This window comes from Pedobacter cryoconitis, from assembly GCF_003259615.1.
Taxonomy (GTDB): domain Bacteria; phylum Bacteroidota; class Bacteroidia; order Sphingobacteriales; family Sphingobacteriaceae; genus Pedobacter; species Pedobacter cryoconitis.
Genome location: NZ_QLLR01000005.1, coordinates 114851 through 137090, shown reverse-complemented (window position 1 = coordinate 137090; position 22240 = coordinate 114851). Strand labels below are relative to the sequence as shown.

Annotated in this window: 15 protein-coding genes; 12 read left to right on the top strand and 3 right to left on the bottom strand. The window is 40.6% G+C overall.

Going from position 1 to position 22240, the window contains the following annotated elements; all coding sequences use genetic code 11:
* Positions 1 to 3 precede the first annotated feature (3 nt).
* The 11 genes from LY11_RS08225 to LY11_RS08175 all read left to right on the top strand — a co-directional run bounded on the left by LY11_RS08225 (position 4) and on the right by LY11_RS08175 (position 15810).
* Entirely contained in the window at positions 4 to 2142 is a 2139-nt protein-coding gene (locus tag LY11_RS08225) for a heparinase II/III domain-containing protein (protein WP_111633233.1), read from the top strand.
* A gap of 5 nt (positions 2143 to 2147) precedes the next feature.
* A complete protein-coding gene (locus LY11_RS08220) occupies positions 2148 to 2483 on the top strand; it encodes a cupin domain-containing protein (RefSeq protein WP_111633232.1) in 336 nt (111 codons plus the stop codon).
* Between the two features lie 18 nt (positions 2484 to 2501).
* Positions 2502 to 3383 (top strand): alpha/beta hydrolase, encoded by an 882-nt coding sequence (locus LY11_RS08215; protein WP_111633231.1) that lies wholly within the window; start codon positions 2502 to 2504, stop codon positions 3381 to 3383.
* 49 nt (positions 3384 to 3432) lie between these two features.
* Positions 3433 to 4719 carry an MFS transporter gene (locus LY11_RS08210; RefSeq protein WP_111633230.1) on the top strand — a complete coding sequence of 429 codons (1287 nt, stop codon included), beginning with the start codon at positions 3433 to 3435 and terminating at the stop codon, positions 4717 to 4719.
* Between the two features lie 9 nt (positions 4720 to 4728).
* Positions 4729 to 5481 carry an SDR family NAD(P)-dependent oxidoreductase gene (locus LY11_RS08205; protein ID WP_111633229.1) on the top strand — a complete coding sequence of 251 codons (753 nt, stop codon included), beginning with the start codon at positions 4729 to 4731 and terminating at the stop codon, positions 5479 to 5481.
* A 135-nt stretch (positions 5482 to 5616) separates the two neighbouring features.
* Complete coding sequence (locus tag LY11_RS08200) at positions 5617 to 8820, top strand: SusC/RagA family TonB-linked outer membrane protein (protein WP_111633228.1); 3204 nt, start codon at positions 5617 to 5619, stop codon at positions 8818 to 8820.
* Positions 8821 to 8836: 16 nt separating this feature from the next.
* A complete protein-coding gene (locus LY11_RS08195) occupies positions 8837 to 10417 on the top strand; it encodes a RagB/SusD family nutrient uptake outer membrane protein (RefSeq protein ID WP_245952656.1) in 1581 nt (526 codons plus the stop codon).
* 9 nt (positions 10418 to 10426) lie between these two features.
* Positions 10427 to 11710: a hypothetical protein gene (locus LY11_RS08190; RefSeq protein WP_111633226.1), complete on the top strand. Its 1284-nt coding sequence runs from the start codon at positions 10427 to 10429 to the stop codon at positions 11708 to 11710.
* Between the two features lie 3 nt (positions 11711 to 11713).
* Positions 11714 to 14074 (top strand): chondroitinase-B domain-containing protein, encoded by a 2361-nt coding sequence (locus LY11_RS08185; protein ID WP_111633225.1) that lies wholly within the window; start codon positions 11714 to 11716, stop codon positions 14072 to 14074.
* A 28-nt stretch (positions 14075 to 14102) separates the two neighbouring features.
* Positions 14103 to 15119, top strand: coding sequence for a sugar kinase (locus tag LY11_RS08180; protein WP_111633224.1), 1017 nt, complete (start codon positions 14103 to 14105; stop codon positions 15117 to 15119).
* A gap of 19 nt (positions 15120 to 15138) precedes the next feature.
* Positions 15139 to 15810 (top strand): beta/alpha barrel domain-containing protein, encoded by a 672-nt coding sequence (locus tag LY11_RS08175; RefSeq protein WP_111633223.1) that lies wholly within the window; start codon positions 15139 to 15141, stop codon positions 15808 to 15810.
* On the opposite strand, the gene LY11_RS08170 is transcribed toward LY11_RS08175, so the two are convergent.
* From LY11_RS08170 to LY11_RS08160, 3 genes are all read right to left on the bottom strand, one after another.
* Positions 15790 to 17349 carry a serine hydrolase gene (locus LY11_RS08170; RefSeq protein WP_111633222.1) on the bottom strand — a complete coding sequence of 520 codons (1560 nt, stop codon included), beginning with the start codon at positions 17347 to 17349 and terminating at the stop codon, positions 15790 to 15792. The genes LY11_RS08175 and LY11_RS08170 overlap by 21 nt on opposite strands.
* 93 nt (positions 17350 to 17442) lie before the next feature.
* Positions 17443 to 18801 (bottom strand): aldehyde dehydrogenase family protein, encoded by a 1359-nt coding sequence (locus tag LY11_RS08165; protein WP_111633221.1) that lies wholly within the window; start codon positions 18799 to 18801, stop codon positions 17443 to 17445.
* Between the two features lie 131 nt (positions 18802 to 18932).
* Complete coding sequence (locus tag LY11_RS08160) at positions 18933 to 21461, bottom strand: family 20 glycosylhydrolase (protein ID WP_111633220.1); 2529 nt, start codon at positions 21459 to 21461, stop codon at positions 18933 to 18935.
* 258 nt (positions 21462 to 21719) lie between these two features.
* On the opposite strand from LY11_RS08160, the gene LY11_RS08155 reads away from it, so the two are divergent.
* Complete coding sequence (locus tag LY11_RS08155) at positions 21720 to 22169, top strand: hypothetical protein (protein ID WP_111633219.1); 450 nt, start codon at positions 21720 to 21722, stop codon at positions 22167 to 22169.
* Positions 22170 to 22240 lie beyond the last annotated feature (71 nt).

Genomic DNA, 22240 nt, shown 5'->3' with positions numbered 1-22240 from the left:
GATATGACGAACTACTTGAAAAAGTTGGTAATGGGATTGATTTGCCTGATTTTCGGACTCTCTGCTCATGCGCAGCAGCATCCTTCCATCATGCTGACCAAAGGGAATATAGAGGCGCTGAGGAAAGGAACTTTAACTTATCCCTTGCTTAAAAAGTCTTACAAGAAGATAAAATCAGATGCCGATAAAGCTATTAAAGAGCCTGTTAACGTACCTGTACCTAAAGATGCTGGTGGCGGGGCGACCCATGAACAGCATAAAAAGAATTACCTCAATATCCTGAATTGCGGAATTGCTTATCAAATGTCCGGAGACAAAAAATACGCATCTTATGTAGAGGAAATATTATTAAAATATGCTGCTGAATATCAGAAATGGCCGCTTCACCCGAAGAGGAAAGAAGGTCATCAGGGCGGTAGGATCTTCTGGCAAAGCCTGAATGATTTTGTCTGGCAAGTTTACACTATACAAGGTTATGATTTGGTTTATGACGCGATTGCACCTGCAAAACGTGAGGAGATAGAAAAAGGTTTGTTTATTCCTGAACTTAAGTTTTTCACCGAAGATTGTGCGGAAACCTTTAATAAAATTCATAACCATGCCACCTGGGCTGTAGCAGCTGTAGGAATGACTGGTTATGTGATTCATAAACCTGAGTATGTAGAAATGGCTCTGAAAGGGACAGCTAAGGATGGTAAGGCAGGTTATCTTGCACAAATTGACCAGTTGTTTTCGCCTGATGGTTATTATACGGAGGGCCCTTATTATCAACGTTATGCGCTGCTTCCTTTTTTGATATTTGCAAAAACGATTAACAACTATCAGCCGGCGCTTAAAATCTTTCAATACCGCAATCAGCTCCTGGCTAAAGCCATTGAAACCTCCTTACAGCTCACTTATACGGACGGTACATTCTTTCCTTTTAACGATGCGGTAAAAGGGAAAACTTATGAATCTGCCGAGCTTGTTTATGGTGTTGATATTGCTTATGCAGATATTAAGCCGCAGCCAGAATTACTGGATGTGGTCAATAAACAAGGACAGGTGATTATTTCTGATGCCGGGTTAAAAATTGCTGCTGATGTTGCCGCAGGAAAAACTAAACCCTTTGTTTACAAGACGATGTTAATTACAGATGGTGCAACTGGTAAAGATGGCGGCATTGGAATCTTAAGAGCGGGAACAAATGAGGATCAGCAGGCTGTATTGATCAAAGCCACTTCGCAGGGAATGGGCCACGGGCATTTTGACAGGCTGAATTTATTGTACGATGATAACAATGCCGAGGTATTTCCTGATTATGGTTCAGCGCGTTTCATCAATATAGAATCTAAAAAAGGTGGTGATTATCTGCCTGAGAATAAATCGTGGGCTAAACAAACGGTTGCACACAATACGCTGACAGTAGATGAAACTTCCAATTTTAAAGCGAATGCAGACCGCGCACAGCAAACTGCTGCTGAAATTCTTTATTTCAAAGACGGCCAGCAGCTGAAGGTAATCAGTGCGGCAGAAAACAACGCGTATCCGGGTGTTAAGATGACCAGAACCACTGCTTTGCTTAAAGTAGAAGAACTTCAAAAGTCTTTGATCATTGATATTTTCAGAGTTGATGCCGATAAGGTTCATCAGTATGACCTCCCCTTTTGGTACAAAGGACACCTGACAGATTCTTCTGTACAGATTAAGTCTTTCACGGATCAGCTTAAAGCTTTGGGCACGCAATATGGTTATCAGCACATTTGGTTAAATGCGGAGCAACCTGTTGCTGGACAGACAGGTTACCTGACAGTGCTCAACAATAAACGTTTTTATACGGTTAGTTTCGCCGCACAATCACCTGTAAACCTGAAATTGCTAACGCTTGGCGCGAATGATCCGGATCAGAATTTATTGGAGAGTAAAGCTTTTATGCTTTCTTCAAAAGGCAGTAAAACACAAACGTTTTTTACAGTGATTGAAACACATGGCAGCACAAATACGGTAGATGAAACCACGTCTGGCGCTTCGGGTAATGTAAGTGATTTGAAAATCATCACTGCCGGACCGGAACAGATTTCAGTTTCCTTTAAAGTGAAAGGGAAATTATATCAATACCAGATCAACTTTAAAAACAAAGAAAACTTTATCAAACTAAACTAATCAATATGTTACAGAGCAATTTATTTCAAATAGAAGAAGAAACGCCTTGGCAGGACCTGGGAAACGGAGTTAAAAGACAGGTTTTTGGTTACAATGATCAAATCATGCTGGTTAAGGCAAAATTTGAGGCAGAAGCAGTCGGGCAATTACATCAGCATCACCATTCACAGGTAACTTATGTGGATAGCGGGATCTTTGAAATGAGTATTGGCGAAGAGAAAAAGATCCTTAAAAAAGGTGACGGATTTTATGCCCCTCCACATAAAATGCACGGCTGCGTTTGCCTGGAAGAAGGTGTATTGATAGATGTATTCTCTCCGCACCGCGAAGATTTTTTATAGGCTTTAATAAGGTGTAACATGAAAAGAATTATACTGATTGCCGGGCTGTTATGGACAACTCATTCTGCAGTGGCACAAGACACAACACAAATTAAAAAGGTGAGTTATCCTGCCGGGTTCAGCGAACAGCTGAATGTGGTTTATACCCGCGTAGGTGACTGGGACGGGAAACTGGATTTATACCTGCCGCCTGCCCAGGGATCGCCTTCCCCGCTGGTCATTAATATTCATGGCGGGGGCTGGAATAAAGGGACGAAAGAATCTCAAAGTGGTTTTAGTGCCTTTTTCAAAAAGGGATATGCAGTGGCCAATATTGAATACCGTCTCACTGCTAAAGCGACTGCTCCGGCAGCCGTAGAAGACACCAGGTGTGCGCTGATTTATTTAATCAGCCATGCGAAGCAACTGCATATTGATGTGAATAAAATCGTCATTATGGGTGCTTCCTCTGGTGGTCATCTTGCATTGATGAGCGGGCTGCTTGAAAATGAGCATTTGTTTGATGGCAATTGTAAAGGCACTGAAAATATCAAGGTCGCGGCGATCATCGATAAATATGGAATTACTGATGTGTGGGACTGGGGTTATGGAAAGTTAAAGACCAGTAAATCTGCGACCAGCTGGTTAGGAGCTAAAGCATTGGATCAGGAATTTGCCAAATCTGTTTCTCCCCTGTTCCAGGTTAAAAAGACAAGTCCGCCGGTATTTATCGTGCATGGTGATGCCGACCCGATTGTCCCTTATGAACAGTCGGTAGCTTTAAAAGCGAAACTGGATGAACTGGGCGTGAAGAATGAATTCATCACTGTAAAGGGTGGCTTGCACGGTAAGTTCCAACCTGCAGACAATTCAATGGTCAATGCAAAGATCATGGAATTTCTGAAAGGCCTCGGCTTATAATAATCCCTGCCTTTGGGCAGATTAATCAACGAAAACCAAATATAACCTCATGAAGATAAAAGGACTAAGGTGGTACATTATCGCATTGATTTCCCTGGCAACAGTGATCAATTACATCGACAGAAGTGCCATCAATATTATGTGGCCTTATATTTACAAAGAATTCGGCATTGCAGCAGCAGACAATAAAAATGCACTTGCCCTGATCACCACATTCTTCATGATTGCCTATGCGCTGGGGCAGACTTTTACCGGGAAATTAATGGATGCGGTAGGCACCAGACTTGGTATGACCATTTCCATTATTGGCTGGAGTGTTTCGATCGCTTTACATTCATTCGCCAGGTCGTTATTTTCCTTCAATATCTTTCGTTTTATGCTTGGGTTTTCAGAAGCGGGAAACTGGCCGGGTGCCACAAAAAGTAATGCAGAATGGTTTCCGGTCAAAGAAAGGGCTATTGCACAGGGCATTTTTGGTGCGGGCGCTTCATTAGGCTCGGTTATATCGGCTCCGGCGATTGCTTTTTTGTATATCGTATTCGGCTGGAAAATGACTTTTGTATTCATTGCCGGATTGGGATTGATCTGGGTAATTCCATGGTTGATTATCAATAAGGCTACTCCGGATAAACACCCATGGCTTACTGAAAAGGAAAGAAACTACATTCTGGACGTAGATACTGAAGCCCAAACACAAGCAGATGAAGCTCCGGTACTCAGCTGGAAGGAGTTGTTAAAGTTTAGAAATACGTGGGGTATTATTATGGCCAGGTTCTTTATAGACCCGGTATGGTGGTTGTTTGTAACCTGGCTGCCAACATTTTTGAAAGAGCAATTCCTCTTTGACATTAAACAGATTGGCGCTTTCACCTGGCTCCCCTATTTATTTGCGGCAATCGGCAGTCTGCTTGGCGGGTACCATTCTTCCTGGCAAGTGAAAAAGGGTGTAAATGCAGTAAAAGCAAGAAAGAATTCGGTGGCTGTGGGCTGTCTGTTCATGCTGCTGTCTTTAGTAGCCATTGTCTATAAGCTGGATGACCTGAAAGCAGAGCCGGGTTTAGCGATGGTACTGATAGGTTTAACCCTGTTCGGTTTTCAGTTCCTGATCGGCAACCTGCAAACTTTGCCAAGTGATTATTTCAATGGTAAAAATGTAGGGACGGTAGCAGGAATGGGTGGTACAGCCGCAGTATTAGGCACACTTTTAACCACCTGGTTAGTTCCTGTAATGACAAAAACAAGTTATGTATCTTTTTTCGTACTGGCCGCAGTGCTGGTTCCGATAACCTGGGTCTGTATTAAATATATTACCTCAAAAAGAATCATTCATTCATAAACAAATCATATGAGATTAAAAAACAAAGTAGCCGTAGTTACCGGTGGTTCAAGAGACATTGGCAGAGCAGTTTCCTGCCAGCTTGCCCGTGAAGGTGCGAAAGTAGTCATCAATTATTTCGATAACCTGGCTAATGCAGAAGAAACATTAAAACTGATTCAATCGGAAGGTGGAGAAGGAATTATTGTGAAAGGTGATGTAACTAAATCTGCGGAGGTTACCGCGTTAATTGAGGAAACCAGAAAAGCTTTTGGAGAAGAAATCCATATCCTGGTTAACGTAGCTGGCGGAATGGTAGCGAGAAAACCTACGCTGGAGCTGGACGAGGATTTTTGGGATGCAGTAATGGACTTAAATTTAAAAAGTGTTTACCTGGTCAGTAAAGCGACTATTCCTTTTATGGGATCAGGCGCATCGATTATCAACCTGTCTTCTTTGGCAGGCCGGGATGGCGGTGGTCCTGGCGCGAGTGCTTATGCGACGGCTAAAGGTGGGGTAATGACCTATACCCGTTCCCTGGCTAAAGAACTGGGCCCGAAAAACATCCGGGTAAATGCAGTTTTACCAGGAATGATAGCGACTGCCTTTCACGATACTTTCACTAAACCCGAAGTACGGACTAATGTAGCTAACTCTACTTTATTGAAAAGAGAGGGAAAGGCAACTGAAGTGGCAGATCTGGTCGTTTATTTAGCGTCTGATCAATCCAGTTATGTAACGGGTACCAATATTGATATTAATGGTGGTCTGAATTTCTCCTGATTCACCAATCTGCAGGAGGCTACGGCCTCCTGTATTTAAAAAAACCTGGCAGCTGACCTGAGCAAAACAAGCTGTTTCCTGCGGTAAAGGAGATTTTACGGAGCAGGTACAACCTATAACCAAATATAAATTATTATGAAGTCAAAAGTTTACTTTAACAGTTTACTAGTCATGATATTGTTGTGTTTTTTATTCTTAAAACCGGCCTATTCTCAGACAAAAGTATCCATTCAGGGTACTGTGAAGGATCAGAAAGGGGAAGCTCTGCCAGGCGCCTCGGTTATCCTGAAAGACACTAAAAAAGGTGTGGTCACCGATACTAAGGGAGAGTTTAAAATCAAAGCCGAACCGGGCAAATTATTATTGATCAATTACCTGGGCTATGAACCACAAGCCTTTGCGGTTAAACAAGCTGAAACAATTACGATCACTTTAAGGGAAATTCCCAATACGATGAATGAAGTAGTAGTGATCGGTTACGGTACACAAAAGAAATCTTCCGTTACTGGTGCAGTCAGCAAGTTGAAAAATGAAAATCTGGATGAGATCCCAACTGCACGTTTAGACAATGCGCTGATTGGAAAAATTGCAGGGGTCACTATACAAAACGTCAGCTCTGAAGCGGGTGCTGCCCCTACGGTACGCGTGCGTGGGTTTAGTTCCATTAGTGCAGGTTCACAGCCACTGGTCGTGGTAGACGGTTACCCTGTACCAGATGGGTTATCATTTGTTGATCCTCAGGATGTAGAAAGTATTGAAGTGCTGAAAGATGCGGCTTCTGGTGCTATTTATGGTTCCAGAGCGGCTAACGGGGTGATCTTAATCACAACAAAAAGCGGAGGTTCTGATAAGCCGAGATATACTTTCAAGAGTTATTATGGTTTTAAAAAGCCATATAAACTTAATCCGATCATGAGTATTACAGATTACACCAAGATGCTTTATGCTGAGGCGGCTTTGCGTGCAGATGACCCAACAGTTCCGGCCAATATGAAAAACCTGATCACAGACCCGGAAAGAGCAGCTTATGTAATTGAGAATGAGATCAGTGGTGGCCCTACCGACTGGCAGCAGGAAGCTTTGCAAAATGCAGCTATTTCCAATATTCAAATGAGCATTTCCGGTGGTAAAAAAGATTTGAAATATTATGTATCAGCGAGCGGTCAGAAAGATGAAGCGGTATTAAAGTATAGTGACAACAGCAAGTTCAATCTGAAAACTAAACTGGATGGTACACTGAGTAAAAAAGTTAGTTTCAGTATTAACTTTAACCCTTCTTATGTGAAGACCCAGCGGCCTTCCGTAAATTTCACGGATTATTTCCGTTTCGGTTCTTTCCTGCCAGTTACTCATAATGATTTTACCGCAGCTTATGTTCATCAGAATGCAGCCTGGGCGAGTGTGTTACCCGGCGATTTTGTACAAGCCAGACACTTCAATGGCTTACAATATTCCGGAACAATGCCTGATGGCAGTAACTGGACCAGCGCGGGCCCTGTAGAACCTTTCGCTACAAGTAATAATACGCCGCTATCAATTGCAGCGCGGGAAACGCGCGATCAGCAGACTTACCGGATGCTGGGCGGTGGTGACATCAGCATTAAATTCCTGCCGAACCTGATCTTCAAAAGTTCTGTCGGCGGTTATTATTCGCAGCAGGAAAATACAACCCTCACCCGATCAAACGCCAGAAAAGACGGGGATGTAAATGAAGCTACGCTTTACACTAAAAGTTATATGGACCTGTTGCTGGAAAATACCCTGAATTATAATGTGACAAAGGGCAACCACAGCTTTACAGGTTTATTAGGTTTTACCACTCAGCAAACCAAGATCAAAGAAACCAATATGGTGGGAAGAAATTTCCCTACAGAGACTTTCGAAACTTTAAATCAGGCTGGTCAGATTGATCAGGCTTTAACGAATACCCTGAAAGACCAGATCGGACTGGTTTCCTACCTGGGACGTATAACTTATGATTATAAAAACAAATATTTACTAGCCGCCAGTTTCAGGGTGGATGGTAGTTCTTATTTTGCAAGAGGACAAAAACAAGGTACGTTTCCTGCTATTTCTGCAGGCTGGGGAATTGGAAAAGAAGATTTCATGAAAAATCTTAGCTGGATCAGCAACATGAAACTCCGGGCAAGTTATGGGGCAACCGGAAATAACAAGATCCAGAGTTTTGCTTTTCAGAATCTGTTATATCCGGGGAATTATTCTTTCGGAAGCGGTACAGGTTCTGTAAATCTTGGTTTATCGCCAAATTCAGATGTACTGGCTAACCCTAACATTACCTGGGAACGTACTTTTGAATTCAATTCAGGTTTAGACCTTGGCTTTATGAAAGACCGTTTTGGTCTGACCATTGAATATTATAACTCTAATACTGATAAGTTGTTGTACAAAAGATCTACGCAATCATTCAGCGGCTCTTTTGAATACTTTGATAACTCTGGTAAGGTTAAAAACCAGGGTATTGAAGTTGAATTCAATTCAGTAAATATCAAAACTGATCATTTTCAGTGGTCTACTGCGCTAAACTTTTCAGCTAACAGAAATCGTTTACTGGAATTGGGCGGAGAGCCATTTCAATATAATTACGGTGAACGGAACGAAGTCTATGCAGCTATTGTCGGACAGCCGGCTATTCAGTTCTTTGGTTATAAAACCGATGGCATCTGGACTTCTCAGGCGCAAATTGATGAAGCTAAAGCCGCAGGACAGACTTCTACCCTATCCAAATATTATGCACCGGGCGGTTTAAAGTTTGTCGATGTGAATGGTGACGGTAAAATTGATGTGAATGACCGGACAACTATTGGAAGTCCCTTCCCGGATTTTACCTGGGGAATCAACAATTCATTTAAGTATAAGGGTTTTGATTTGAATATCATGATCCAGGGAGTACAGGGCGGCAAGATCATCAACGGGGATGCCAACTACAATGAATCCAGAAGATACAATGAGAAGTTCAATCAGAACAGGTGGATTAGTGCAGCACACCCTGGTGATGGAAAAACGCCATATTATACCAATGGTGAAAACTGGCTCCTCACAGATTATGTGATTGAAAGCGGCTCTTATGCGGCTTTAAGGAACGTAATTCTGGGGTATACAATCCCTGGTAAAATTATTAAGAAACTGGGCGTAAGGAGTGTCAGGGTATATAGCTCTGCTGATAATTTATTCTACTTGACGGGAAGTTCTTACCGGGGTATAAACCCGGAAGCAAGGACGACTTCCTCGCAATATTCTTCTCCTTTAGTAGATGGCTATCAGCGTGGTGCTTTTCCAATTTCACGCACTTTCACTTTTGGTATAGATGTTAATTTTTAATTTAAAAAGACATAAGATGAGAAATCTCCACTATATAACCGCAGGTCTGGTACTGTGTTTAAGCATCGTATCCTGCAAAAAAGTCATCGACATCGACCCTATTTCCAATGTCGGCGTTGATAGTTTTTATAAAACATATGATCAAACAAAAACAGCTTTAACAGGAAGTTATAATGGGATGCAAAAACCATTGGAATTTGAGTGGATGCTGACAGATTTACGAACGGACAATTCTAAGCAAGGGGTAGCAAACAGTTCAGCAGCTATCAATTTTGAATTCAATGACCTGGATATGTTCACTTTGAATTCTTCTCATGATAAAGTTTATCAATACTGGCTGGTAACTTATAAAAACATCAGGTCGATCAATTATGTATTGAAAAGCTTAGGGGTTGTTTATACGGCAGGAAAAACTACTGTCGGTGAAGGAACGGCAAAAATGACTCCGGAACAGCGGAATCAGCTGGCAGGTGAAGCTTTATTTTTACGTGCTTACCATTATTTTAACCTGGTGAGGTTGTATGGAGGTGTATTTCTGGTGACTGATCCGGTAGACCCTGAGCAATCAAAACAAATCAACAGAGTCCCGCTTGCAGAATGCTATCAAATGATAGAAGCAGATCTTGTAGCGGCAAAAAACTTATTATCTCAAACGGCCTTTACTCCTTCTACCAGCGCGGACGCAGGCCGAGCGAATACCTGGGCTGCCAGAGCATTATTAGCGAAAGTTTATCTGACCTTACACCGGGGGGCTGAAGCACTGCCTTTACTGGACGAAGTAATCAATACCAGCGGGTACGGACTGCTGCCTTCTTTTGCAGATGTATTCTCTATTAATAATGAAATGAATAAAGAGATCCTGTTTGCAGTTAGATTTAAAGCTGGCGGATTGGGACTGGGTAACCTGATGGCCAATAATTTCGCCCCGACTTCAAGTGGTAGTGCAGTGGTCAATGGTGATGGAAGCGGTTATAATTTTCCGACAAATGATCTGGATGTAACTTATAAAACCCCTGTTTCGGGAGCCATTGACAGCCGTAAGGCAGTAACTATGGCTAAATATTCAGCTAAGCTTTATGTGAAAAAGTTCACCTCGCCTGTTTTAGTAAAGTTTGATGCAGAAAACGATTTTCCGGTACTCCGATATACTGATGTGTTATTGATGAAAGCGGAAGCTTTAGGTTTTGGAAACACGAGCCTGGAGTTAATTAATCAAGTCAGGTCAAGAGCTGGCGCAACGGATTATACTTCCGGAGATTTTAAAACTGGTTTCTATAAATATCCTGCTGATTCGGCAAATCCGAATGCAATTACCAATGAAGCTCAATTTCTGGCTGCTTTATTAAATGAAAGAAGGTTAGAATTTGCTTTTGAGAACCAGCGTTTCTTTGATCTGGTAAGGACTGATCAGGCAATTGCAGTAATTAAAAATCACTTTGCTATAGAGTTTGATTCGCATTATAAGAGTTACAGACCAGCATTTACGTTAGCTGAATTGCAAGCTAACCTGACACCGGAAAAGTTATTGCTTCCGATCCCACAGCGCGAGCTGGATGCGAACGATCAGCTTAAAATCACTCAAAACCCTGGTTATTAATATATATTAATGATGAAGAACTTTTATTTAATAGCGATCATAGTAGCAGGTTTTATCTTGCTGAACAGCTGCAAAAAGGATAAAACTGCTGCCAATACACCAGATGTACTGACCGCAAAAGATTTCACTTTTAATACGGCAACCGGACAGACTGGCCCCGATACGGCGCTGAACGGAAAATTGAATTCTACAATTGGTATCAGGCTGATTTATTTTTACCTGATGCGAAGCGACAAAACAGATTCTTTGATTTACCGTGATACCCCTGCACAGGAGAACAGGAACCTTTATCATTTCTCTATCCCTACAAAAAGCTTCTCTGCTGCGAAACTGACGAAGGTTACAGGAGTCAGGGTTATGGTTAAACATATTGACAATTCTTCTTTTGAGGGATTGATTAAAATGACTGCTTTCACCCCAACTATGCCTGCACTTTCGGATATTCCGGCAAGTGTACTTCCTGATGAAACAGGTAAAACTTTAATTAAAGGAAAAGCAAGTTCTGAAAATGGATTAAAGCTGATTGAGTTCTATGATGATTACAGAGGCGTTTTTGAAAAAATAGATCAGATCGAACTGACTAAAAATGAAAAAACTTATGAATTGAGTTATCAATATACCTACCGCAAGAATGCAGGTAAAATCAAAATAATAATTACGGATAATTTCGGATTAAAAGCTGAGAGTTTGATTAACATTCCTATCAAATCATATGTTCTGTATAAAGATTTGACAATGATGGCACACGGAACGGCATCAGCACCGTCAGTTAGCAGCTTTTTTAACGGAGAAGCAGGTAGTTTACTGGGTAGCTGTAACGTTAGCGGTCAGGAACAAAAGGTAGATTTTGTCACTTACTGTACTACTGCAATGGTATTTAGTTTATATAGTCCGGCGAGTGCAACAACAATTACCAAGAATTACAAGTGTAATACACAGGTTTGGGAGCCTGATCCTGCTAGTCTTAAAGCGACGAAGTTCAGGGTACTTATTCCGGGAGCTGCAGACGCTGACAGAGTTTATGCAGCTTATCATGCAAATACTATTACTGCACTGGATGATCAGTTCTTTGCAGGAATTACAGCTCCGGGAAGCAGTACCGCTAAGTTTGATGCAGCCAGTGCTAACCAGTCGGCGAATGTTTTCAATGTAACGACTGCTTATCTGATTTGGATTCGTGTACCGAAACCTGATGGAACTTTTACCAACCAGTTGTTAAGTGCAAAGGCTGTGGTTATTGGGAACCCGGTTGCTGTTTCAACACTTAAGTTTGACATATTCGTATCTAAATAGCTTATGAAAAATCTAATCTTATCTTTATTAATTGTTTGCAGTTTAAAGGGTTACACAAGTTCTATTTTAGTTAACAATACTATCCTGGTTAACAACCCTCAGGAATTAAAGGCGGCTGTTTCAAAAGCCAGACCGGGCGATGTTATCTTATTAAAAGATAAAGAATGGTCAAATGCAGCTTTGCAACTCAGCGGGAAAGGTACAGCCGCACAGCCAGTAATAATCAGGCCAGAAACACCCGGAGGAGTCATTTTAACCGGACAATCTTATTTGCAATTAAGTGGTGAATATTTGGTGGTTAAAGATTTACATTTCAAAAATGGGTATACACCTAAAAGAGAAGTTGTCGCTTTCAGAACCAGCGAAGCGCTGCTGGGCAATCATTGCAGAGTGACGGGTATCGTGATTGAAAATTATAGTCAGCCGGAAAAGTTCAGATCTGATACCTGGGTTACATTTTATGGAAAGAATAACCGGGTAGATCATTCTACTTTTGTTAATAAGTTAAACCTTGGTCCGGTGATCATTGCAGAGCTTAATGATGAACGCAGTCAGCAAAATGATCATTTAATTGACAGTAATTACTTCAAAGGCAGGTCGCCATTAGGTTCGAATGGAGGTGAAACTATCAGAATTGGGGTATCACGCTATTCCTTAAAGGCTTCAAGAACTACGATAGCGCACAATTTCTTTGAGCGTTGTAATGGAGAGGTAGAAATCGTATCCATCAAATCTGGTGAGAACCGGGTATGTTTTAATACTTTTTTTGAGTGTGAAGGTGGATTGGTATTGAGACACGGATCGGATAATGTAGTAGAAGGCAATTTCTTTATGGGGAATAACAAACCGTTTACTGGCGGAGTAAGAGTAATTAATCCGCGTCAGAAGGTATTTAATAATGTCTTCTACCAGTTACAGGGAACCAATTTCAGGGCTCCCCTTTCTGTGCTGAATGGCGTTCCGAATTCTCAGATCAACCGATACTACCAGGTAAAAGACGCATGGATTGAACAAAATACTTTTGTGGATTGTTCAAATATTCTGTTTGGTGCTGGTAAAGATGCAGAAAGAACGTTAGCACCGGAAAATGTACAATTTAAAAAGAACCTGATTGCTTCATCAAGACAAGAGATCTATACAGACGCAAATAATGATCAGGGAATTATCTTTTCTGAGAATGGGGTTGTTAATTATGCTAAAAGTGTCTCCGCTGATGTAAATCCGGGGAAATTACCTGATGGTTTCCTTAAGATAAAAGCAGACACCTATAAAATTAACGACATAACCCTACCCTATAGCAAGTTATACGGTGCTGACTTAAAAAACTTAAAGGTGATCACGCCAGACAAAACTGGTGCTGCCTGGTACCATCCTGAAACAAAAAAAGCATGGAGAAAACCAAAAAGCACTTTATTGAAAGCTTCCCAGAGTTCGCTACTGGCCACAACCCTTAAGGAAGCATTGGCAGGCGATACTATTGTATTGACGGAAGCTGGTTTATATCCTTTGAAAGAAGAATTGATCATCGATAAAACACTGGTTTTAATGGCCACAAAAGGTTTAAAGAACAGACCCGTTTTTGTAAACGCGTCCTTTAAATCACTGCCAGCCTTTATCACTTTAGAGAATGGCAGTAAGCTGACCGTAAAAGGCATCGCTTTTAAAGGTAATTATGAAAGTTTTGCCAATGCGGATGCAGGAATAAGGTCTACGGATAAGCCGATGAACAAACCCTATAAATTGATCATAGATGACTGTGAGTTTTACGCATTCAACGAAAGCTCAAACAGTGGCTTTTCAGGTTCAAAGAGCACGCTGGCGGATAGCCTGATCGTCAAAAACTCTATCTTTCACCACCTTTCAGGTACCGGAATTGACCTTTCGGCCGAAAAAGATGATAAAGGAATCTATAATGCAGAATATACATTGATCACTAATTGTGTCTTCACAAATGTTATGGGTACGGCAATTAATATTTATCGGGGCGGGAATGATGAAAGTACTTTAGGCCCGTTCGTAAACATTGACCATTGCACATTTAATGAGGTGGAGAACAGAGAACAAGGATCAGCAGTAAAACTTATTGGCGCACAGCAGGTTTCCATCCTCAATAGTAACTTCTCTTATTCCGGACAGGGAGGCAGAGCAATCTTCTTTCAGGAGTACAGGTGGGATAATATTATTGTAGACCACTGCAATTTCTACGAATCAGGAAAAGTTGAATCTTTTTATCAACGGGTATTAGGAAGTCATATCTATCATTTGAAACCTGAATATACCGATCTGGGAAAACTAAATCTTGCCTGGACTGGCAACGCCCCTGCTTCGGCAGACCGACTGAAGATCGGCGTTTATTCAAAATAGTCTAAAATAACAATAAAAAAAGCCACTCATGTTAAAAAAAGTCCTGTGTTTTGGAGAGTTATTGTTAAGAATTTGTCCTGACCCTTCAGGCAATTGGCTAAACTCAAATGATGTACCTGCTTTTATAGGTGGTGCAGAACTTAATGTAGCCACTGCACTCGCCTTATGGAATATTCCTTCAGCCTATCTGACAGCACTACCCGAAAATGAAATGAGTGATCAGATCAGGTCTTACCTGGAAGAAAAACGAATAGACACAAGTCGCTTTCGTTATGAAGGTGAAAGGATCGGGCTTTATTATCTCGCCATGGGTACTGATATGAAAAATGCAAAGGTTATTTATGACCGCAAACATTCTTCTTTTGCCGGGCTAAAGAAAAACACTATCGACTGGGAACAGGTTTTTGAGGGAATTGGCTGGTTCCATTTCTCTGCAATCTGTCCGGCTATCAATGAAGAAATTGCCGGGGTCTGTAAAGAGGCATTACACATGGCTGAAAAGATTGGTATCAGTATTTCCCTTGACCTGAATTACCGCGAAAAACTCTGGAAATACGGAAAACCTCCTGTCGCAATAATGAAAGACCTTGCTATCCATTGCCGCTTGATTATGGGCAATATCTGGGCAGCAGAATTAATGCTTGGCATACCAAAAGCGGACGATTTTGTACTCAGACATAAAGAATTCTGTTTGCAGCAGGCAGAGAAAACCTCTTTGGCTATACAACAGCAGTTCCCTGCATGTGAAGCCGTCGCCAATACTTTCAGATTTGACAAAGGCGAAGGGATTCAGTACTACACCACGCTGTATACCGCAAACAACTTATATACCTCGCAAGAATATAATGCGAAAAAAGTTATCAATAAAGTAGGCAGTGGTGACTGTTATATGGCAGGTTTGATTTATGGTTTTCATCAAAACTATGCTGCGCAGGAAATTGTCGAATTTGCAACCGCTGCCGCTTATTATAAATTATTTACCCCCGGTGATTCAACTGCTATGAATGTGGATCAGATCACCACACGTTTAAATCAGCTCCTCTGAAACAACTTATTAAATTCCTATGAAACAACTTATTATTGATACCCTTTTAGCGGGTAAATTACTTCCTTTATTTTACGAAGATAGTGCCGAAACAAGTATTGACATCCTTAGGACGCTATACAGAGCAGGGATTAGAATTGTAGAATATACGAACCGTGGTGAACATGCGCTTCACAATTTCAAACAATTAAAAGCTTTGCAGGTTACAGAAATGCCCGGTTTATATTTAGGGATAGGCACAATCAAATCTGCCAAAGAGGCTGCTGATTTCATTACTATAGGAGCAGATTTCATTGTTTCTCCGATTGTGAATCCAGCAGTTGCAGGGCTATGTGATGAGCACAATATATTATGGATACCGGGCTGTATGACCCCAACAGAAATTTATACCGCGCAACAGTGTAACGCAGCAGTGATTAAATTATTCCCGGCAAATATTCTCGGCCCGGCTTTTATTTCCTCTATCAGGGAGCTATTCAGAGGTCAGCTATTCATCCCTACCGGAGGCGTGGAAATAGCAGAAGAAAACCTGGAAGAATGGTTCCAGGCCGGTGTATGTGCAGTAGGTATGGGCTCTAAACTGATTACAAAGGAGATTGTACTCAACAGAAACTACCATGAATTATATCTGCAAGCCAAAAGAGCATTACGTTTGATAGAAACTGTAAATCTACAGTCTTTGAAAGTCTAGATCCTGAAAATCATAACTAAAATCAATACTTGGAGAAATCCCTCTCATTTTAATGCTTTGTGCTTTCCCTTCTTCATCAAGACTGAAGATTGCGAAAGCATCTGCATTCAGATCCGGGTATTCCCATTTGATTGCAAAAGAACTAGCGTTATAAAAGGACATCGGACCAGATAACTTTGGAGAACGATAAGATTTAAACCAAAGTTGTTTGCCTTTGAGAAAAACTTCTGCCTTACCGAACCACTTATCATTATAAATTCCAACATAACTTGCTGGATCAATCTTTTTTTGACTGGAAGAAGCAACCTTCTTCCACACATCAGCTGTGACTCCATCCTCGTGCATTTGATTACTTTCTACCTCATCGTAAATTTTATCTATCCAATGGTTATCATCCAATCCCATATAACTGTCTTCTATGGTTTTACTGACTGCAGCGAATAACGAATTTCCGCCATCTGTATTAGTTAATACTACGATCCCAAGGTTCAGGTCCGGGTATAAACTTACCGATGAAAGCATACCAGGCAACCCTCCGGTATGAGAGACATTAAAATTACCCTTGATGTCATTCAAGAACCAGCCCAGACCATAACCTCCAAAATGGGTATTGTAACGCTTATCTTCATAAAATCCCGTTGCCGTATGAATAGTCCACATTTGCTTCTGGCTGGTTTCCGAAAAAAGCTGCTGATCCAATTGCGCACCATACTTTCCCTTATTCAGCTGTACTAACATCCATTTACAAAGATCAGCTGCATTTGCATAAATACCACCCGGAGCTCCATTAATCTGATCCCCGAAATTCTCTATTTGTTTGAGCTTTCCAAAATTAGCTGCATGTGGCATAGCCAGATTACTTTTATCCTTCATCAATGCTAGCGAAGCGTAACTATGCTCCATACCCAAAGGCTTAATGATACGGCTCTGAACAAATTTTTCCCAGCTCATTCCGCTAACTTTGGCAATGACCTCTCCCGCTACATAATATAAAAGGTTATCGTAATCAAATTTCGTTCTGAAGGCAGAATTAGGTTTGAAATATTGAAAGCCTGACAGTACATCTTTGATGGTGAAGTCAGATCCATTAGGGATAAACATCAGATCGCCTGCCCCCAGACCTAAACCACTCCGGTGCGTCAGTAAATCTTCAATAGTAAAATTTTCTGTCACGTAATCATTGTACATTTTAAAGTCAGGCAACAGCTCTTTAACTTTTGTATGCCAGTACAGCTTCCTTTCTTCTACTAAAATCGAAAGTGCTGCTGTAGTAAATGCTTTGGTATTAGAGGCGATAGCAAATTGGGTATTTTCGTCTACTTTATCTTTGGTGAGGATAGATTTAACGCCATAACCTTTAGTATATATAACCTGACCATCCTTTACAATTCCGATCGAGACACCTGTGATATTGAACTTTTTCATGGAAGTTTCTACCAGAGAATCCACCTTTGCGGCTGGGACCTGTGCTTTGGTTAGCTGACCATATACTACGGATGAAAAGAAAAGGAGGGCTATTTTAAGACTGGGATTGTTCATTAGATAAATTAGTTTTTGAGCTTTACGACAAAAGCCATCAGGAATGTAATTACATTCCTGATGGCTTTTAAATATACGATATAAATTCTCTTTTTATTTAGCCGCTGCTTTCATTTTTTGCAGTTTCTCTTCAGTATGCGGAGAATATTTAATATCTGAATCTTGTGTAAATTCTTTTTCAAGTATACCTTTATAATGTGAAAAGGCCCTGAAACCAGCTTCTCCATGATAATTACCCAGACCACTGGAGCCTACACCTCCAAATGGAAGATTTCCATTAGAAATGTGCATAATAGCTTCATTGATACAGCCTCCGCCAAAAGAGATTTCACCCATCACCTTTTTCTGAATATTTTCATCCTTCGTAAATACATAAAGCGCCAAAGGTTTCGGTCTGTCTTTGATCTCTTTGATCACAGTATCCAGCTCATTAAAGGTTAAAACAGCCATGATTGGACCGAAGATCTCGTCTTTCATCACCTTGTCTTCCCAGGTTACCCCACGTAAAACGGTAGGTTCAATAAAGCGTTCATCTACGTTAAAATTACCACCAGCATAAACCTTGTCTGCGTTAATCAATCCCGATACCCGCTCTGCATTACGCGTATTAATGATTTTCACGAAATTGCCATTCTCCACTTTGTAATCGGACTTTTCAATCTCCTTAGCGACTTTTTGCAAGAACTCCTCTTCAATACTTTCATGCACATAAACGTAGTCAGGTGCAATACAAGTCTGGCCGGAATTCAAATATTTTGCCCAAACCAATCTTTTAACGGTAACCTCAAGATCGCTGTCTGGCATGATAATCACCGGGCTTTTACCACCCAGTTCAAGAACAACAGGAGTCAGGTTTTTAGCCGCAGCCTGGTAAACAATCTTACCTACAGGCACACTTCCGGTGAAAAATATAATGTCGAATTTCTGATCAAGTAAGGCAGTTGTTTCAGCAATCCCCCCTTCTACTACATGGAAATATTGCTCCTCAAAATTCTCATTGATCAGTTTAGCCATAATGGCACTGCAATTCGCAGTTAATTCACTAGGCTTCAGGATCACGGTACACCCCGCAGCAATCGCAGCTACAGCCGGTGCCAGGGAAAGCTGATAAGGATAATTCCATGGGCCAATCACCAGGCTCACTCCTAATGGTTCTGGAATCTGGTAACTTTTAGCAGGTGCATTCCTGGCATCGGTAGCCACAGGTTTAATGGACGACCATTGTTCAAGATCCCGGATAGCAATTTTGATTTCTTCATAGACTGTAGCAAATTCCGTTTGAAAAGTTTCAAAAGTAGATTTACCATAGTCTTTATAAATAGCCTCTTCCAGTAAGGCTTCATTGCCCACCAGCAATTGATATAATTTGTTTAATTGTTCGATTCTGAAGCTTACAGCTTTTGTAGTATTGGTATTAAAGTACGCTAATTGTTTCTTTACTAATTTTTCCATTGGGCATTTATTTTATAGACAAACGTATTTTTATGCCATCCTGTTCTGGAATTAGTAGAAATTTACAATAATTGTATAAAAAAATGGCCGTACCCTCTTTAAAAAGTACGGCCATTTCGAATAAAACGTGATTAGTTTTGGACAGTTGTTGTATTACCGCCTCTTCCTTTAGCATTGAAAGCCCGGAGTTTTACCGTTCCTTTTTCCTTGATTGGCCCACTGTATAATTTATCTTTAGCTGAGGGTTCTTTCCCATTGGTGGTATAGTAAATATTAAAACCAGGGAACTCTGTATTACCAGCGATCTCTCCATCAGTGACTTTTACACCTACTGGCGGGATACGGTAGTTCCAGCCGCCCTCATCTAATTTCGGAAATTCAATCAAACCTACCCTGGTTTTGAAGTCAGTATAACTATCCTCATAAGCAGCCTCAGATTTGACAGCATCCTTTTCTAAAGCCCATGCCGGATCTGCTGCCCAGGCTCTTTCTGCAAAACCAACTAATCTTGGTAACAGCATGAATTCAAGTAATTCTGTGTTTCTGATTTTTTCTGTCCATAAGGCAGCTTTTAAACCCAGGATATTAGATTTACCATAATCAGTTAAACGGTCCTTTCCAACAAATACAGATTTGGAAACCGGTTCACCTTTATTATTCTCTTTTGCATTTTTGTAATAGTCATAAGGGATAAAAGAAAATAGTTTTTCCATATTCACAAAACCAGCCCAGTAATGACCTGGCTCAGTTAGTGAACGGTTATAAGCCATATCCAGGTAGAAATTGCTGGAACAGGTAAGCACGACTTTATAACCGCCATTGGCTAAGCGGTAAGGTAAATCTTCTGTCCCGCCACCAATCACATTGTTCCAGACATCAAGCTGTACAGGGTCATTGGCAAATAAAGGATTTGGAACCATCAGTTTTTTTCCATCCAGATAGGTCTTCATCATGCCAAATTCTTCCCAGCCAGAAAGTACAATCCCTTTAGGCTTAAGCATATCCTGAAGTTTTGAAACATAATAGCTCCATAAATCGTCTGTAGATTTCATTTTTGCCTGTTTCACTAATTCAAGACACAATGGTGATTTTTCCCAGACACCCTGAGGAACCTCATCGCCACCAAAATGGATTGTTTTTAAAGGAACATTTGCTTCACGGTACATATCTTGTAAGGATTCAGTAACCTTATTCAGAAATGTATATAAAGAAGGTAAGGCAACACAGACAATGTTATCATTCCAATATTGAGCAGAACTGTAAACAGATTTATCATTTATATCACGCAGCAAGTATTGCTCAGCTTCAGCGCGCATTCCTTTAGCCATAAATCTGCTGTAGCGTGCATCCATTGCTTTGATCGCTGCCCTGGCATGACCCGGCGTTTCTATTTCAGGAATTACTTCTATATGTCTTTTTGCAGCATATTTTAAGATCTCTACGAAATCAGCAGTACTGTAAAATGCTTTATTTAAAGTTTCACTAGTATCCGGACCAGAGCTATAAGTAGGTTGAAGGGACTTTTCATTCGTGAGTGAGTGACCTCTTTTAGCCCCTATTTCTGTTAATTCCGGAAGCCCTGGAATAGCAATTCTCCATGCTTCATCATCAGTGATGTGAAAATGAAACACATTCAGTTTATAAAGCGCCATTAAATCAAGGATACGCAATACTTCTTCCTTTGGATGGAAGTTACGTGCCACATCCAGCATTAGCCCTCTGTATTTGAAACGGGGCGCATCTTTAATGGACACATTGCTGACCAGCACATTTTTTGCACCTTTAGCCGGACTGTTAGCCAAAAGCAAAGATTTTAAGGATTGTAAACCATAAAAGATACCAGTTGCATTACCTGCTGACACGGTGATCGCCTGTGTGGTAATTTCCAGCTGATACTCATCATCAGGTAAATTGGTTTTAACAAGTTGAATGTTTTTCTCTTTTGCATTGCCGGTAGTCACTGCAGGTCTGAGCTTAAACAGGTTAAACAACTCGTTTGACAGGTAATCAGCTTCTTTTTTAAAGGCTGGATCACTGCTGATTGCAGTTGCTGCATTTACAGAAAAGTTCCCGGAATGTGCTTCATAAAATACAGGCGTAGGAAGAAGTTTAATTAAAGTACTTTTATCTTTTGGTGTAAATTTGCTGTTTCTGTTATAGGTGTCTAAGGGAGAAACGACATTTTTGATATACTTTTCAACGGGTTCTACGTCATAATGATCAATCTTAATACCTTTATCCGGCTGATTGTCCCATACGATGTACAAACCTCCCGGTGCATCAGCAAAATTGACAATTTCATCAAGAGCAACAATATCAAGGACTACAGAGTCACCTTTATTGATGGCTTTAAAACCTTTACCCGGCCTGATGCGAAAGAGATCACCATTAACCTGCTCAATGATCAGCTGATCAGAAGTTTTTACCTCTATTTCCTTCATAGAGTTAAAGTAAAGGTTCCAGTTAGTAGCGGGAAAGGGCTGTCCTGATTTGTTGATAAAGGTCAGCAGGGAAAGTGATTGTTTGTTACCGTTCTGATGTTCTTTAAAGGTCCACTTGACGTGAAGATCTTTTACAGGGTAAGTAGTTGTGCCCCCTTTTTGTGCCATAGCTACGAAAGGAAGGAGGAAAGCAATTAGTAAACATTTTTTTAATCTCATTTGATATTTAATTTGGGGAACTAAAAACGAACAACAGCACGCAAAATCCTTTACCGTGTGCCATTGTCATCTTCGAAAGAGGTTATTTGTGAAACATTTAATTATTTCTTTATAAATTTATTATTTTATTGCTAATAAACTAATACTCTGCTTAAGTTTATATGATTGACAGCTAAAAATTAACAGCTTCTAAGATCTCATTGCATTCCTTCCTAAATATTTTATAAATTGCATCGATTAATAAAAACAACAACATCAATGAAAACATATATTTTGACTCTGGGTATGGTTATGGGAATGGTTTTTTTCGCTAAAGCGCAGAAGGCACCACCTACTCCATCAGAAATGACCGCTAAAAGTATAGAGGCCATGGACAAAAAGATTAAAATGAACCCAACTCAAAAAAATATAATCTACAATTATATGCTTGATTTGTTCAAAGCACAGGCTGACCTGACCAAAAAACAACAAACAGGCATGTATACTGAAGATGATATTTCTAAATTCTACAGAACGCAGAATGAAACCACTAAAAATGTAAGAAACATTTTAAAAGGTGAACAGCAGACTCAATATGATCAGTATATGGAGGAAATGCTGCGTGGTGGTAATAAGAAAAAGAAAAAAGGAAAACATGAAGAAGAGGAAGTAGTTACTGGTATAGACGGCTTAAAACTTCCTGCCGGCACTAATGTTGGTAATCCTTAAGGGTAACCATTTCCAATTGATAAAAAATGCTGCTTGTTGAATAAACAAGCAGCATTTTTTATTTAACGCCA

Coding starts and splice junctions, on each gene's coding strand:
- LY11_RS08225 (WP_111633233.1), top strand. CDS start 4: ATGACGAACTACTTGAAAAAGTTGGTAATGGGATTGATTTGCCTGATT.
- LY11_RS08220 (WP_111633232.1), top strand. CDS start 2,148: ATGTTACAGAGCAATTTATTTCAAATAGAAGAAGAAACGCCTTGGCAG.
- LY11_RS08215 (WP_111633231.1), top strand. CDS start 2,502: ATGAAAAGAATTATACTGATTGCCGGGCTGTTATGGACAACTCATTCT.
- LY11_RS08210 (WP_111633230.1), top strand. CDS start 3,433: ATGAAGATAAAAGGACTAAGGTGGTACATTATCGCATTGATTTCCCTG.
- LY11_RS08205 (WP_111633229.1), top strand. CDS start 4,729: ATGAGATTAAAAAACAAAGTAGCCGTAGTTACCGGTGGTTCAAGAGAC.
- LY11_RS08200 (WP_111633228.1), top strand. CDS start 5,617: ATGAAGTCAAAAGTTTACTTTAACAGTTTACTAGTCATGATATTGTTG.
- LY11_RS08195 (WP_245952656.1), top strand. CDS start 8,837: ATGAGAAATCTCCACTATATAACCGCAGGTCTGGTACTGTGTTTAAGC.
- LY11_RS08190 (WP_111633226.1), top strand. CDS start 10,427: ATGATGAAGAACTTTTATTTAATAGCGATCATAGTAGCAGGTTTTATC.
- LY11_RS08185 (WP_111633225.1), top strand. CDS start 11,714: ATGAAAAATCTAATCTTATCTTTATTAATTGTTTGCAGTTTAAAGGGT.
- LY11_RS08180 (WP_111633224.1), top strand. CDS start 14,103: ATGTTAAAAAAAGTCCTGTGTTTTGGAGAGTTATTGTTAAGAATTTGT.
- LY11_RS08175 (WP_111633223.1), top strand. CDS start 15,139: ATGAAACAACTTATTATTGATACCCTTTTAGCGGGTAAATTACTTCCT.
- LY11_RS08170 (WP_111633222.1), bottom strand. CDS start 17,349: ATGAACAATCCCAGTCTTAAAATAGCCCTCCTTTTCTTTTCATCCGTA.
- LY11_RS08165 (WP_111633221.1), bottom strand. CDS start 18,801: ATGGAAAAATTAGTAAAGAAACAATTAGCGTACTTTAATACCAATACT.
- LY11_RS08160 (WP_111633220.1), bottom strand. CDS start 21,461: ATGAGATTAAAAAAATGTTTACTAATTGCTTTCCTCCTTCCTTTCGTA.
- LY11_RS08155 (WP_111633219.1), top strand. CDS start 21,720: ATGAAAACATATATTTTGACTCTGGGTATGGTTATGGGAATGGTTTTT.